We start from the raw sequence: 14,394 nt of genomic DNA on the forward strand, positions 1-14,394 counted from the left end.
ATTAAAAGCTTTTACTGGCACTGAGTACCCAGCGCTTATCGCAAAGCGCGCTGCAGGCCGCTGAGCTGACCGAGGTGTCGGCATAAGCGACAGCCCATTGCATATCAGCCCAGCTGGTTTGCAGCTTCAGACTCCAATCCAGATAGGAAGAGTCATCCGGCTCTGCAGCACCTAAAAACAACTGAAAATCGTCAGCGCTGTCAAAATGGTTGTAGCCAAGATGCCAGACCAGCTGCAGATGGTCAGTTAAATCCTGAGTGTAATCTCCACTCAGGTAGGCGAAAGACGACACGCCGGTGCCAAAATAGTCGTCTGTCACCGCCAACATCAGACTGGCCTGACCATAAATCAGCTTGCCATAGGCCTCCACAAAGTTATAGCCATTGCTGCTGTTATGGCCTTTGGGATAAAAGTATTTCATTAACCCCAGGTCGAGCGTCCACTCATCGTTCAGTGCAAAAGTGCGGCCAGCGGACAGGTCCAGCTCCAGGCTGCCATCGCCGAATTTGATATTGGAGCCCCAGGCTGTCAGGTACCAGCCATCCTGTTGATTCAGGGTCAGTTGCCCCTGCAGGGCTGGCCCTTCGTTGGTTTGTGAAATACCGCGGTAAAGATAGTCCGACACCAGCGTCAGGTTGCCAGAACTTTGCACCGGGGCTGCCGACACAGCAACAGGCAGCACAGAACACAAAGCGGCTGCCAACATTGATTTCAACATCATGATTTATCCTTGATTGCCGGGAAAAACCTGCCCGGCCTTGTTCCAGACCAGCACAAGACCAGGCAGCGCTGCAGCTTCCCGTTACCCTGCAGCGAAAACCGGGTTAGGGTTGGCTGGCTGCGAGCGGAAACTGCTGATCCAATGCCAGGTTAAATTGCAGAACATTGACCCTGGGCTGACCAAAAAAACCCCACTGTTTTTGTTCAGTCTGCTTCGTCAGCAGCGCTTGCAGCACTGACAGTTGCTGGCCGCGGGCTTCTGCAATTCGCGCCAGTTGCAGTTGCGCTGCTGCTGGGCTGATATGCGGGTCCAGGCCAGCACCGGAGCTGGCCAGTAAATCCACCGGCAACTCTGCCGCGCTCACCTGATACAGGGCGGTCAGACGCTGTGACTCTGCCGCCACCCGTTCACGCAACGCCGGATTGTCCGGCGCCATATTGCTGCCCCCCGTCGCCATAGGGTCATAACCCACACTGCTGGGTCTGCTGTGCAGATAAGTGGCCGCAGTAAAGGGCTGTGCCACCTGAACCGACCCCACGGCTTTGCCATTGTGCTGCAGTATGGACCCCGTCGCCTGCTGTGGAAACAGCAGCCCTGCCACAGAAGTCAGGCTGGCGCTGTACAAGCCACCACAAATCCATAACATCAGTGCAGATAAGGTGAGTGCCGGCCGCCAGTTGGAAGCAGAGTGCGTGCTTTGGAAAGATTGGCTGATTTGCGCCGTTTTCATTGAGTTTGTCATGACCATCACCAGAGAACATTCAGGAACATATCAATCAGTTTGATCGCCACAAATGGCAGCAGAATACCGCCCAGACCAAACACCAGCATATTGTTACGCAGCAGCTGTGCGGCTGACTTCGCCTTTATCGTCACGCCTTTTAACGCCAGCGGTATTAAGGCTGGAATAATTAACGCATTAAAAATCAGTGCCGACAGCACCGCCAGTTCAGGGTCGGGCAGCTGCATAATGTTCAAAGCGCCAATCCCCGGCAGCGCACTGGCAAATACAGCCGGCACAATCACAAAGTACTTGGCAATATCGTTGGCTAAGGAGAAGGTGGTTAAAGCGCCACGGGTTACCAGCAATTGTTTGCCCACTTCCACCACAGCCAGCAGTTTGGTCGGGTCTGAATCCAAATCCACCATATTGCCTGCTTCTTTGGCGGCCTGAGTACCGCTGTTCATCGCCAGACCCACGTCCGCCTGAGCCAGCGCCGGCGCGTCGTTGGTGCCATCCCCAACCATGGCCACCAGCCGGCCAGCAGCCTGTTCTTTGCGGATCAGCGCCAGTTTGTCTTCAGGTTTGGCTTCGGCGATAAAGTCATCCACCCCGGCCACAGCAGCAATAGCGCCGGCCGTCACCGGGTTGTCGCCTGTGACCATCACAGTGCGCACCCCCATAGCCCGCAGTTTGGCAAAACGTCCGGCCACCCCAGGCTTAATCACGTCCGACAGCTGGATCACCCCCAGAACATGGCGTTGATTCACCACCACCAGGGGAGTGGCCCCCTGACGGGCTACTTTGCTGACCAGCGGCTCCAGTGCATTTGGCACTGCCAACCCCCGGCTTTGTGCCCATTTTTTTGCTGCGTCTGCGGCACCTTTCATCACGGCGTCGCCATTATCCAGCTGCACGCCGGACAAGCGGGTATGGGCACTGAACGGAATAAACTCGGCATTGTCCGGCAGACTCTGCGCTGTTACCCCCAGCTCCTGCGCCAGCCGCACCACAGATTTACCTTCAGGGGTCGGGTCTTGCAGTGAACACAGCTGGGTCGCCTGCATCAGTTCCAACTGACTGATACCAGGCAGGGCGAAAAAGGCGGTGGCCTGACGGTCACCAAAGGTAATGGTGCCGGTTTTGTCCAGCAGCAGGGTATCGATGTCACCCGCCACTTCCACCGCTTTACCGGATTTTGCCAGCACATTGGCGGCCAGCGCTCTGTTCATCCCGGCAATACCAATAGCGGGCAATAATCCGGCAATGGTGGTCGGAATTAAACAGACCAACAGCGCAATCAGCATCAGCAGGTCCAGTTCAATACCAACAAAACCAGCCAGCGCAGGCAGAGTCGCCACCGCAATCAGAAACACCAGCGTCAGTGCCGCCAGCAACACAGTCAGCGCCAGCTCGTTCGGTGTTTTTTGTCTGTTACTGCCTTCGACCAGACTGATCATTTTGTCAAGAAAGCTATGACCGGCTTCTGCCGTCACCTGAACCTTGATTTCACCGGTCAGCACTGTGGTGCCGGCGATCACCCCGGAGTGATCGGTCCCGGCTTCACGCAACACAGGGGCAGACTCCCCGGTCAGGGCCGATTCATTGATGGTGGCCACACCCTGGATAATTTCGCCATCGGCCGGTACCAGCTGACCGGCCCGGACCAGCACCAGATCACCGGCTTTCAGCTGACTGGCGTTTTGCTGATGGATTTGGCCATTGTCCAGCAGGCGCAGTGCAATTAAATCGCGGCGGGTGGCTTTCAGGCTGGACGCCTGAGCCCGGCCACGGGCTTCGGCAATGGCCTCGGCAAAATTGGCAAACCACAGGGTAAATAACAGCACCAGACTGGACACCAGCTCAAAGCCGGCGTTGCTGCCCTGTACCAGCGTTTTGCCCGTTAATAACAAAGCAACCAGGGTGCCGACCCAGACCAGCAACATCACCGGATTACGTGCGGCCCATTTGGGGTGCAACCGTACCCAGGCATCCCGACTGGCCTGTTTCAGCTGATCTTTACTGACTAAAACTGCAGTACTCATAGATAACTCCGCGTTATTGCAGCGCTTCGCCGATTGGGCCAAGCACCATAGAAGGTAAAAACGACAGGAAATTCAGCACCAGGATCACTGTGACCAGGGTGACCGCAAACACCAGGCTGTTCAGCGGTAAGGTCGCCGCGCTTTGCGGAACCAGACGTTTACTGGCCAGACGGCCAGCCACCAGCAGAGGGATCAACAGCGGCAGGTAACGGCCCAGAATCAGGGTGATCACTGTGCTCAGGTTCCACCACAAGGTGTTGTCGCCCAAACCTTCAAAACCAGAGCCGTTGTTGGCAAAGGCAGAGGTGTACTCATAAAACACCTGGCTGATGCCATGCAGGCCGGGGTTGCTGTTGCCTGTAATCGCAGGAATAGCCACAGTGATAGCGGTAAAGGTCAGGATCACCAGGCTGGGCAACACCAACAACACACCCAGCCAGCTGATTTCGGTTTTTTCCAGCTTACGGCCAAAGATTTCCGGCGTACGGCCAATCATCAGGCCCGCCAGAAACACCGCCAGCCAGACATACACCATAAAGTTAACAAAACCACAGCCAATCCCACCCCAGATGGCATTGATCAGCATATTGGCGCGGGTCACCAGCCCTGCCACAGGATTCAGTGAATCATGCATCGCATTGACGGAGCCATTGGAGGTCTGGGTGGTCAGGTTGGCCCAAAGCGCCGACAAGTCGGTGCCAAAACGCACCTCTTTACCTTCCATATTGCCTTGCTCTGCAGCCAGACCGACAAAAGCGGCATTCTGTTGTTGTTCACTCCAGACGGCAGCCCCAATACCCAGCACACAAAGCAGACCCATCACCCCCAGGCTCATCCGGGCAAAACCATGGTTACGCAGCAACCCCCCGGCCATAAAGACCACGGCCATCGGGATTAGCACTATCGCAATGCTTTGCAACGCGTTACTGACCGGTGTCGGGTTTTCCAGCGGGTTGGCGCTGTTCGGCCCATACCAACCGCCCCCATTGGTGCCCAGCTGTTTAATAGCCACCATAGCCGACACAGGCCCCAGCGGAATGTGTTGCTGCTGCATTTGCCCGGTGGGCTGCAGTAACTCCACCTGTTGTGCTTTGCTGTAACTGGCAGGCACCCCCTGACTGGCTAACGCCAGCGCCAGCATAGCGGCCAAAGGCAACAACAGGCGCAGCACAGAACGCACAGTGTCCTGATAGAAGTTGCCAAGGTCCCGTTCATCACCTTCTTTGGCCTGCTCTTGATTGCGGCCGCCCGTTAAACCGCGCAGCACCGCCAGGCAAATCGCCAGGCCAAAAGCGGGGGTGACAAATTGCAGCGTCACCAGGACCACCGACTGGCTGAACAGGGTCAGTTGCGCCTGGCCGGAATAGTGCTGCTGGTTGGTATTGGTTAAAAAGGATACCGCCGTATGCAGCGCTAAATCCCAGCTCAGCGGGCCCACACCATCCGGGTTCAGCGGTAACTGGTGCTGCACCAGCAACAGCACAAAGGCAATCAGACCCAGCACCAGGTTGGTCAGCAAAAAAGCGACCCCGTACTGTTTCCAGTTCATCCCCTGCAGCGGGTTGACGCCCAGCACCTTAAAGAGGGCGTTTTCCAGCGGTAAAAACAACCGGTCCGACCAATGCGCCTGGCCGGAAAAAATCCCGGTCATATACAGGCCCAAAGGCCAGGCCAGCAGTAACGCCAGCGTCAGAATCAACAGAATTTCCATGATGGCTCCTTAAAACTTTTCAGGAGCCATCATGGCGTAACACAGCAGCGCACCCAGCACCACCACCAACAGCAATAACAACCAGCTCATACGCCTGATCCTTAGTTAAACAACATCACATCAAGCTTAAAAAAACCGGCCGTAAAGTCTCCAGAGGGCTTTGGGCTCAGGGCGTAAAGAGATCGTAAAAAAAGAAAAAGAACGTATCCGGCGATGGACCAGGCAGGCTTAGTTCTGCATTCAGGAGAGGAGATTTTGTGAACTGCATTCCTTTTGCTGTGCCGCAAAAAACTAACCCCTCACAGGGCGCTGATCTGACGGCTAGCGGGAGGGGTGTTGTTGCGCACTATTCCAGGTCAATTGATACCGGTATCAACAAAAAATTACCTTCTGTTACCTTTGTCTACTCCCAACTGACATTATTGCCGCCCTGCACAGCGCTTTGCAGCAGTTCAATCAAAGGCACAGCACGGTGGCGTAAACTGACAGGCGCATCCGGCTCATGGCCGGTTTTGGCGATGGCGCTTTCTTCCGGCCAGTGCTGCAGTTTGTCTTGCAGGCTGGCTAAATGAGCAGCAACATCTTCTGCGTAAAACGCGCCCGGTACTTTACCGCTGTGGCCAAGCATATGCAGCAACTGGACAGCAACCTGACCAAACATGGTGACAGGGGCTGAATTTTTTGAATAAAAAGTGACTAACATACCCACCTCCGCATCCACTATAAAACGAGTATAGAGCGCTTTGGCGAAAGTCGTGAAGGCGGTCAGGCTTTGGCGCAGTGCTGTTTGAATTTGCTCAGCACCGACAAAATCTTTTCCCCAAAAAAAGGTTTCACTACAAAAGAGGAAGCGCCGCTACTGATACTCTCTTTCACATTGTTGAGCGTACTCACCCCACTGACCATCACCACAAAACAATCCGGGTTAATTTCCTTAAAACGACGTAATAACTGCAAACCTGACTGATCAGGTAGCTCAATATCCAGAAACACCAGTTCTGGCTGATACATGTTAAACAGTTTCAGGGCCAAGGAAGCGTTGTGCGCATGCTGAAAACTCCAGATGTACTTTTCCAGCCGGGCTTCAAGCTTCAGATGCGTCAGATTATTTTGCAACAGCTGGCGGGTAAACTCCTGATCGTCCACCAATAATACGGTGTGGGTCTCACGCCTCATAAAGTACCCCTGCTTTTCAGGGCGGCAAGCAAAGGCCCGAGCTGTTCAGCCTGCGGCTGAATTTTTTGTTCTTCCCATAACAGCTGAAGCTCGTTGGCCAGAGCTGTCACTTCGCCTTCACCAAAACAGGCGGCATTGCCTTTGAGCCGGTGCACAATATGTTTGATGGTCAACCAGTCGTCGGCCACCAAGGCCACTTCCAGCTCAATGCCCGCCTGAGTCAGCGATTTCAAAAACAGCTGCTGCAAATCATCCGGTACCGACATTTTCTGCAGTTTAATCCGGGTCAGCGAGCCCAGCCAGGCGTGGATCTCAGCCCAGTTCCAGGGCGCCATATAATGCTGGGTGGCCGCAGGCACATGGCAGGGTTCCCAACACAAGATCGCCAGCGGAATATCGTAACCGGCCTGCCGGATCAGGTGCAGATTTTCGTTCAGGCTTGGCTGGGGCCCATCCGCCAGGCATAACATGGCATCAAAATGACTCACCAGCGCCAACTCCACGCCCTGAGTCAGGCTGGTTGCCAAGGTGGTTTTGTAACCGGCGGATTGCAGCTTGGCTTCCACCTCTGAACAAGAATTTTCCTGAGTTAAATCAGTGATCAGAAGTTTAAGTGGCACAGTAGACTCCCGGTTTTTATTCCTTCAGTCCAGTATGTGCCGGACAGCAGGCCCTGGTCAAATCTGTGTTACCTGCACGGGAACAGTCTATTCTTTGCCCAAGTTGCACCCGCTAATCTGATAAATGTGGAAATCCCAGGTTGAACTGCTTAGAGTATTCACATAGGTTGTGAAAGGAAATACAGATGAAAAATGTCAGTCTGAGCCAACGTATTTACCTGAGTTTTTTATTGATTGTAGGTGCCATTATGCTCTGTGGCGCTTTGTTTTACCAAAGAGCACAAATTAACGAAGCGAATGTCAGGTCCATTGAACAATCTGATTTTAAAGGCATGGATATGGCCAGAGATATCCGACGCGAAACGGCCGATCACTGGACTGAGCTAAACCAGATTGTGCTCGATGTGAAACTGGCACCTGAAAATAGCGCGCAAGTCTTAGCCAGTGGCAGCACCAGGCTCCAGTCGATGGAAAAAAATATTCATGCCTCTTACCAAGAGTATGCAACTACCATCACGCTGGAAAAGGACAGTGTCCTATACAAAGAACTACAAAATCAGCTGGATCTGTATTTTGAGCTCAGTAAAACCACTCTGAAACAAACTGAAGCCGTCACAAATGAACCACTCACTCACGCATTAAGCCAAGGGAAACAAGCCTGGTTTACTGTACGTGACACCCTGAATGAGATGGTGAACCTGAATGAAAACAGCTTTAACACCAATCTGGATTTGTTGCAGGCAGGCATTACACGTAATGTCTATGTGGTGTTCAGCGGCATCCTCATGGCCATACTGATCGCCTTAGCCTGTGGCTTTTTCCTGCGCCGCGCCATTATGGCCCCTATCGCCTCTGTGTTGTCCGGTATGCAGAAAATGGGGGAAGGCGAGTTAACTCACCGTATTGCAGAGCACAACAACGACGAATTTGGCACCATCATCAAAGGCTTTAATTCAATGGCCGAATCACTGAAAGAGCTGGTACTGCAAACCCAGGGCTCGGCGGTACAACTGGCCACCTCCATTACCGAGCTGGCTGCCACCTCGAAACAACAACAGGCCACAGTCACCGAAACCGCTGCCACCACAGCTGAAATTGGCGCCACGTCCAAACAAATTGCCGCTACCGCCAAACAGTTGCTGCAAACAGTGAATGAAACCGCCGAAACCGCCGATCAAACAGCCCGGCTGGCGCAAACCAGCCAGACCTCCGTCAGCAATATGGATGATGTGATGCGCCAGTTATCGTCTGCCGCAGAGATGGTCTCCGGCAAACTGGCACTGCTGAACGAACGGGCGACCGGCATTAATCAGGTGGTGATCACCATTATGAAAGTGGCAGACCAGACCAACCTGCTGTCACTGAATGCGGCTATTGAAGCGGAAAAAGCCGGCGAGTATGGCAAAGGGTTTACCGTGGTGGCCAACGAGATCCGGCGCCTGGCCGACCAGACCGCCATAGCGACCTTTGATATTGAACAGATGGTACGTGAAATTCAGTCTGCAGTGGCCGCCGGGGTCATGGGTATCGACAAGTTTTCGGAAGAAGTACGCCGGGGTTCCGCCGATATGGTGCATATCAGTGAACAGCTGTCGCGGATTATTGAACAGGTTCAGGAGCTGGCCCCCCATATCCAGCAGGTGAATGAAGGCATGAGCCAGCAAACCGAAGGGGCAGAGCAAATTAACCTGGCGCTGAGCCAACTGACAGATGCCACCTCGCAAACCGTGGAATCTCTGGTACAGACCACGGCCACGGTCGACAATATGACCGACATTGCCAGTAAATTACGCTCCGGCGTCAACAGATTTAAGGTGTGATTCATGATCCCCCCTGCGGCCACAAGCAGCAGTCTGCATTTGTTATTTCGTCTGCAGCATGATCTGTATGCCATTGAAGCCGCGCAGATCCAGGTGGTGCTGCGCCGGACTGCGCTGAAACAATGCCCGGCGGCGCCACACTGGGTGGCCGGACTGCTGCATTATCAGGGCAGTACTGTGCCAGTACTGGACCTGTACCAGCGGCTGCTGCAGCGGGAAGCTGGCTGGCAAACCAGCACCCGGCTGGTGTTAGTGCATTACAAACAGCAGTTGTTAGGCTTGCTGCTGGAGCAGGTGCATCGTTTTGAGCGTCTGACGGACCAGCTGTGGCAGGACAGCAGGCTGCTGCTGCCGGACCACCAGTATCTGGGACAGGTGCAGCAGCATGACGGACTGGGGCTGATCCAGCAGGTGCGGCTGGCTGATCTGCTGCCTGTCGATGTCCAGCAGGTGCTATTCCCACCAGCTCAGCGCTGAGGTTGTGGCCATGACAGTGCTGATTGAACAACTGTTGCAACAACGCATTGGCATGGATATCCGCTCTGTCGGGCGGCAGACCCTGCAGCGGGTGCTGTCAGCTGAATTGCAAAAATTCAGCTGTAATCTGGCAGACTACCAGCACCAATTGCCCGTGTCAGAGCCGATGTGGACCTCGCTGGTAGAAGCCATGGTGGTGCCTGAAACCTGGTTTTTCCGTTACCCCGAATCCTTTCGTCTGGTTGCTGAGCTGGCCTCTCATCTGCTGACCCGCCAGTCGTCAGCCAGGTTGGCTGTGTTGTGTTTACCCTGTTCCACAGGCGAAGAACCCTATTCACTGGCGATCACCCTGATGCAGCAGGGCTATCAGCCGAATCAGTTTCAGATTGATGCCCTGGATATCAACACCAAAGTGCTGGCGCAGGCTGAGCAGGGGCTGTTTCGGGATTATTCGTTCCGTGGTTGCCCGGCAGGTCTGAAAGAGCGCTATTTTACCGCACGGGGTGGTCAGTATCAGATCCATCCGGATCTGCGCCAAAGCGTCAGCTTCCGTTATGGCAACTTATTGGACAGCAGCACACTGCCGCAAAAAAAATACCATCTGGTGTTTTGCCGTAACCTGTTAATTTATTTCGATCAGAATACTCAGCAGTCGGCGGTCCGGCAGTTAAGGCAGCTGATGCTGCCTGACGGTTACCTGTTTTCTGGTCCGGCCGAAACCGGTGCTTTTCTCAAAGCCGGTATGACCAGCCTGACCCAACGCGACAGTTTTGCCTTTGCCAACCCACAGGAAAAAAACCGGCAGACAGCAGTTGCCAAACCCTTGCTGGTGGCTGTCAGCGGATCCGCGCTGAATAAAAGCACCAGAACTGTTGCGAAACCAGCTGGCCACAGACAGAAACCTGGCCGTACTGAGGTGTTACCTCAAGCCGTGCCAGTGAAGAAAAATACCGGTCTGCTGGAGGACATTGAACAACAGGCCAATCAGGGGCAACTGACCCAAGCCCTGGCGTTGTGCCAACAGGCTCTGACAGAGCTCGGCCCGTCAGCCCGGCTGTTTTATGTATGGGGTCTGTTGTCAGACAGTCTGGATCAAAAAGGCAATGCAGAGATGTATTACCGCAAAGCTCTGTATATTGAACCCTTACATACTCAGGCACTGAAACAACTGACCGCCTTATTACGCGCCCAAAACGATCATGCGGCGGCGGAACGTTTTGAACAGCGCCTGACCCCAAGGAAATAACCATGGACTCCTTTTTCTCCACCGAACAGGAAAACGTGTTGGATCCGTGCTGGAAAACCATAGGAATTCAGGGCGATCGCAGCTGCGACAAACTGCGGCGTCATACCCATTGCCGCAATTGCGAAGTCTTTGCCGACGCAGCGGCCCGGCTGCGCGATCAGTTCCAGCCATTGTCCTGGTTTGATGCGTCAGAGGCCGAAGCGCCTGAGGTGAACCAGCAGCACCCGGATGCCACGCAACATCTGCTGTTCCGGCTCGGCGCCCAGTGGTTTGCGCTGCCCAGCCGAGTTCTGGATTTCATTATTTCGCCTGTGCAGGTGCGCAAAGTTCCCAACCGCCACAGCGCCACTTTGCTTGGGGTCTGTAATGTCAGGGGCCAGCTGTTGCCCTGGGTGTCGCTGCATAAACTGCTGAAGATAGACGAAACAGGCACAGATGCTGCCAAGGCCCGTTTATTGGTGCTGAATCACAGCTCCGGCCACCTGGTCAGCCAGGCAGACGAGATCCTCGGTATTCATAAACTGGAACCCGGCTTCTGGCTGACCAAACCAAATAGCTCCGACCAATTGCTGAGCCAGCTGACGCTGGGCTTAGGACGTTACCAACAGCTGGACCTGACCCTGCTGGATGCCCAGGCCCTGATGCAGGCCATGCTGGAGGAACTGCAATGAACGATCAGTTTCAGAATGCCTCGTTACTTGAACTGTTTTTGCTCGAAGCCCAGGCCCAGACCCAGTCGCTGGACCAGGGCCTGATCCGCTTATCCACGCACCCGGCCAGCCCGGCCGAGCTGGAAAGCTGCATGCGGGCCGCCCATTCCATTAAAGGAGCGGCCCGTCTGGTCGGTGTGGATGCAGCGGCCGATCTGGCCCATGAAATGGAAGAATTACTGGTGCTGGCCATGCGCGGCCAGGTGCTGCTGACCCCGCAGCAGATCCAATTGCTGATGCAGGGGTCTGCGGCTTTGTTGCAACTGGCTCAGGGCAGCACAGTCCCAGGTCTGGCGAGCCTTATCCAGCAACTGCAGGACTGCCTGCACCCCAGCAAAAAGACACTACAGCCGGTGGCCGAGCCCGAAACAGCGGCCGTGCAGTTGCCTCCTTCGGACTGTGCTGAGCCACCCAGGCAGACGCAGGCGGACGAACAGAAAAGGTCGGGCACAGTACGGGTGTCTTCAGACAGGCTGGATTTGCTGCTGGATTTAGCCAGCCGTTCTCTGGTGTTATCAAAAAACTCACAGCACTTTACCCAGCAATTGATGCGGCTGAAGAAAAAACAGCAACAGGCTAAACGCATGCTGGAGGCCGTACGCGATAAGCTGGTAGAGCAGCAACTGCCTGATTATTTCAATACGGCATTGGCCGATCTGGGCCAGTTGCTGTCCGACACCGCCGCTCAGGTCAACAGCAGCCTGCAACACTATGATGAAAACAGCTGGCAAAGCCTGTTACTGAACCAGAACCTGTACGACGCCGCTTTGGCCTGCCGGATGCGGCCCTTCAGTGACCTGTTCCAGGGCAAAGCCCGCATGGTGTATGAACTGTCCTCCGCTATGGGCAAACAAGTGCAGTTGCAGCTGTCCGGAGAAACCACCTCGGTCGACCGGGACATGCTGGAAAAACTGGAGGCACCGCTGGTTCATCTGTTACGTAATGCCGTCGATCACGGTATTGAAACACCGCAGCAACGCAAGGAAAAAGGTAAAGCTGAGCTGGCCACTATTGCACTGAAGGCCTGGCACTCCGGCGGTTTTCTGTTTATGGAAATCAGTGACGATGGCCGCGGAGTCGATACAGAACAAATTAAACAACGGGTCCTCAGCCGCGGCTTGTCCAACGCAGACGCTGTGGCGCAGATGAATGAAGAAGAGCTGCTGGCCTTTTTATTTTTACCGGACTTCAGCCTGGCCAAACAGGTCAGTGCCGTCTCTGGCCGGGGTGTGGGACTGGACGCAGTGCAGCACGATATCAAAGCCTTGGGCGGCGATATTGAACTGCAGAACAGCCCCGGGCAAGGCTGCAAATTCCTGTTGCGTCTGCCTGTCACAGTGTCTGTGATCCGTTCAGTGATAGTGCAGCTGCAACAAGAGTTGTATGCCGTGCCGCTGCCCAGGATTGAAACCATGCTGCATCTGAGCCCGGACGACATCAGCCTGCTGGAAGGCCGGCCACACTTATGGTGGCAGGGCGATGCGGTGGCGTTGCTGCCTTTATCCCAGTTGCTCGGTTTCAGCACTGCCCCAACAGAGTCTGACAACCTGGCTGTGCTGATACTGCAGGACAAAGGGCGGAAAATTGGCCTGGTTGTAGACAAACTGCTGGGTGAACAAAACCTGGTCGTGTTGCAGATGGACCCCCGGCTGGGCCGGATCTCAGGCGTCATGGCGGGCGCCGTGTTGTCCGATGGCTCGCCCACCCTGATCCTGGATGTCGACGATGTGCTGGTCAGTGCCCAGACTGAACTGAAGCAAGGCCAGAATTTACGCTTCAGCCAGAAAGCCGCAGAACAGAGCAGCAAAAAAATTCTGGTGGTGGACGACTCACTGACAGTGAGGGAGCTGGAGCGCAAACTGCTAAGCAATCAGGGTTATCAGGTAAACGTCGCAGTCGATGGGCTCGAAGGCTGGACCATGCTGCGGGCCGAACCTTTTGACCTGCTGGTGACAGATATTGATATGCCGAAAATGGACGGCATTGAACTGGTGAAACTGGTCCGGGCGGACGCCCGCTTAAACCGCCTGCCAGTCATTGTGGTGTCTTATAAAGACCGGGAAGAAGACAAAAACCGGGGTCTGGAAGCCGGAGCCGATTATTATCTGGCCAAATCCAGCTTCCATGATGAGTCCTTAATTGAAGCGGTCCGGCTGCTGATTGGGGCAGCCAAAGAATGAAACTCGGATTGTTGGTCGAACACAGCAAAGAAAATGCCCGGCTGGAACGCACCCTGGCCGGCCTGTATCAGGTCGCCTGGCACACCAGAGATTGTGCTGAAGCAATTGAGCGTTGTGCGTCCGACCCGGTGGACCTGCTGCTGCTAGAACTGCATCAACCCTGGCAGCCATCCCAGCTGGAGCAGATGTTACGGAGCCTGCCGTGCCCGGTCCTGTTATTTTCGACCGACGGTGCGGACCATACCAAGGCTGTATTTGCCGCTTTGGGTGCCGGAGCCAAAGACTATGTGGCGCTGGAACCGGGTGGTCAGAACAGCAACCTGCTGCTGAAAAAAATCCGTCAGTTCGGTGTGTTGCATCCTCAAAGACAAAAGCCTCAGCCGCCAGCATCGGAGTTGCCGGTGCTGATCGCCATAGGTGCATCCACAGGTGGGCCCAGCAGTTTGTTTGAACTGATCAAAGCCTTGCCACAGGATTTCAACGCCGCTGTGGTCATTATTCAACATATAGACGGCCGCTTTAGTGCTGGCATGGCACAATGGCTGGAAAACGCCACCTCACTCAAAGTAAAGCTGATCCGGTCCAACGAAAAATTAGCTGCTGGCGTGATTTACGTGGCAGGCGCAGAAGCCCATTTACTGATGTCGAAAGAGGGCCGGTTGCAACTCAGCCAGCAACCGGACGACAGTTTGTTTAAGCCCTCCATTGATGTATTTTTCTCCAGTCTGAGTCAAGAATGGCAAGGTCGCGCCATTGGTGTGTTACTGACTGGCATGGGACAAGATGGTGCTTTAGGATTAAAGCAAATGAAAGAGCGGGGCTGGCCAACTATAGCTCAGGATCAGGCCAGCAGTGTGGTGTATGGCATGCCCAAAGCGGCAGTCCACATTAAAGCCGCCAGTGAAGTGTTAGCTCTCGACAAAATAGCCGCCCGATTGATTCAATTGTGCTCGAAGTGAGCCCAGAG

13 protein-coding genes are annotated in these 14,394 nt (G+C 54.7%); 6 read left to right on the forward strand and 7 right to left on the reverse strand.

Features of this window, described 5'->3' with window-relative positions; translation table 11 throughout:
* Position 1 precedes the first annotated feature (1 nt).
* From WKJ03_RS08785 to WKJ03_RS08815, 7 genes are all read right to left on the reverse strand, one after another.
* Positions 2-721, reverse strand: a complete 720-nt coding sequence (locus tag WKJ03_RS08785; protein ID WP_337841816.1) for a TorF family putative porin — start codon at positions 719-721, stop codon at positions 2-4.
* A 103-nt stretch (positions 722-824) separates the two neighbouring features.
* Positions 825-1,463 (reverse strand): potassium-transporting ATPase subunit KdpC, encoded by a 639-nt coding sequence (kdpC, locus tag WKJ03_RS08790; protein ID WP_337841817.1) that lies wholly within the window; start codon positions 1,461-1,463, stop codon positions 825-827.
* A 5-nt stretch (positions 1,464-1,468) separates the two neighbouring features.
* Entirely contained in the window at positions 1,469-3,487 is a 2,019-nt protein-coding gene (gene kdpB, locus WKJ03_RS08795) for a potassium-transporting ATPase subunit KdpB (RefSeq protein ID WP_337841818.1), read from the reverse strand.
* Positions 3,488-3,500: 13 nt separating this feature from the next.
* Positions 3,501-5,198, reverse strand: coding sequence for a potassium-transporting ATPase subunit KdpA (gene kdpA, locus WKJ03_RS08800; protein WP_337841819.1), 1,698 nt, complete (start codon positions 5,196-5,198; stop codon positions 3,501-3,503).
* Positions 5,199-5,601: 403 nt separating this feature from the next.
* Entirely contained in the window at positions 5,602-5,901 is a 300-nt protein-coding gene (locus WKJ03_RS08805; protein WP_337841820.1) for a DUF1840 domain-containing protein, read from the reverse strand.
* Between the two features lie 62 nt (positions 5,902-5,963).
* Complete coding sequence (locus tag WKJ03_RS08810; protein ID WP_337841821.1) at positions 5,964-6,374, reverse strand: response regulator; 411 nt, start codon at positions 6,372-6,374, stop codon at positions 5,964-5,966.
* Positions 6,371-6,994: an Hpt domain-containing protein gene (locus WKJ03_RS08815; RefSeq protein ID WP_337841822.1), complete on the reverse strand. Its 624-nt coding sequence runs from the start codon at positions 6,992-6,994 to the stop codon at positions 6,371-6,373. Before WKJ03_RS08815 ends, WKJ03_RS08810 begins: the two co-directional genes overlap by 4 nt.
* Before the next feature lie 185 nt (positions 6,995-7,179).
* Between WKJ03_RS08815 and WKJ03_RS08820 the strand changes: the two genes are divergently transcribed.
* From WKJ03_RS08820 to WKJ03_RS08845, 6 genes are read left to right on the forward strand one after another with little or no spacing between them, the layout of a single operon-like run.
* A complete protein-coding gene (locus WKJ03_RS08820) occupies positions 7,180-8,814 on the forward strand; it encodes a methyl-accepting chemotaxis protein (RefSeq protein ID WP_337841823.1) in 1,635 nt (544 codons plus the stop codon).
* A 3-nt stretch (positions 8,815-8,817) separates the two neighbouring features.
* On the forward strand, positions 8,818-9,291 hold the full coding sequence (locus tag WKJ03_RS08825; RefSeq protein ID WP_337841824.1) for a chemotaxis protein CheW: 474 nt from the start codon (positions 8,818-8,820) through the stop codon (positions 9,289-9,291).
* Positions 9,292-9,301: 10 nt separating this feature from the next.
* On the forward strand, positions 9,302-10,537 hold the full coding sequence (locus WKJ03_RS08830; protein WP_337841825.1) for a protein-glutamate O-methyltransferase CheR: 1,236 nt from the start codon (positions 9,302-9,304) through the stop codon (positions 10,535-10,537).
* Between the two features lie 2 nt (positions 10,538-10,539).
* Complete coding sequence (locus tag WKJ03_RS08835; protein WP_337841826.1) at positions 10,540-11,208, forward strand: chemotaxis protein CheW; 669 nt, start codon at positions 10,540-10,542, stop codon at positions 11,206-11,208.
* On the forward strand, positions 11,205-13,427 hold the full coding sequence (locus WKJ03_RS08840; RefSeq protein WP_337841827.1) for a hybrid sensor histidine kinase/response regulator: 2,223 nt from the start codon (positions 11,205-11,207) through the stop codon (positions 13,425-13,427). The genes WKJ03_RS08835 and WKJ03_RS08840 overlap by 4 nt, the downstream gene beginning before the upstream one ends.
* On the forward strand, positions 13,424-14,386 hold the full coding sequence (locus WKJ03_RS08845) for a chemotaxis protein CheB (RefSeq protein WP_337841828.1): 963 nt from the start codon (positions 13,424-13,426) through the stop codon (positions 14,384-14,386). The genes WKJ03_RS08840 and WKJ03_RS08845 overlap by 4 nt, the downstream gene beginning before the upstream one ends.
* Positions 14,387-14,394 lie beyond the last annotated feature (8 nt).

Origin of the sequence: Rheinheimera sp., assembly GCF_037442525.1 — a bacterium.
Classification (GTDB): domain Bacteria; phylum Pseudomonadota; class Gammaproteobacteria; order Enterobacterales; family Alteromonadaceae; genus Pararheinheimera.

Bases quoted from the DNA above. Each gene is read 5' to 3' on its own strand.
- WKJ03_RS08835 (WP_337841826.1), top strand. From the start codon at position 10,540: ATGGACTCCTTTTTCTCCACCGAACAGGAAAACGTGTTGGATCCGTGC.
- WKJ03_RS08825 (WP_337841824.1), top strand. From the start codon at position 8,818: ATGATCCCCCCTGCGGCCACAAGCAGCAGTCTGCATTTGTTATTTCGT.
- kdpA (WP_337841819.1), bottom strand. From the start codon at position 5,198: ATGGAAATTCTGTTGATTCTGACGCTGGCGTTACTGCTGGCCTGGCCT.
- WKJ03_RS08810 (WP_337841821.1), bottom strand. From the start codon at position 6,374: ATGAGGCGTGAGACCCACACCGTATTATTGGTGGACGATCAGGAGTTT.
- WKJ03_RS08840 (WP_337841827.1), top strand. From the start codon at position 11,205: ATGAACGATCAGTTTCAGAATGCCTCGTTACTTGAACTGTTTTTGCTC.
- WKJ03_RS08830 (WP_337841825.1), top strand. From the start codon at position 9,302: ATGACAGTGCTGATTGAACAACTGTTGCAACAACGCATTGGCATGGAT.
- WKJ03_RS08820 (WP_337841823.1), top strand. From the start codon at position 7,180: ATGAAAAATGTCAGTCTGAGCCAACGTATTTACCTGAGTTTTTTATTG.
- WKJ03_RS08845 (WP_337841828.1), top strand. From the start codon at position 13,424: ATGAAACTCGGATTGTTGGTCGAACACAGCAAAGAAAATGCCCGGCTG.
- WKJ03_RS08785 (WP_337841816.1), bottom strand. From the start codon at position 721: ATGATGTTGAAATCAATGTTGGCAGCCGCTTTGTGTTCTGTGCTGCCT.
- WKJ03_RS08805 (WP_337841820.1), bottom strand. From the start codon at position 5,901: ATGTTAGTCACTTTTTATTCAAAAAATTCAGCCCCTGTCACCATGTTT.
- kdpC (WP_337841817.1), bottom strand. From the start codon at position 1,463: ATGACAAACTCAATGAAAACGGCGCAAATCAGCCAATCTTTCCAAAGC.
- kdpB (WP_337841818.1), bottom strand. From the start codon at position 3,487: ATGAGTACTGCAGTTTTAGTCAGTAAAGATCAGCTGAAACAGGCCAGT.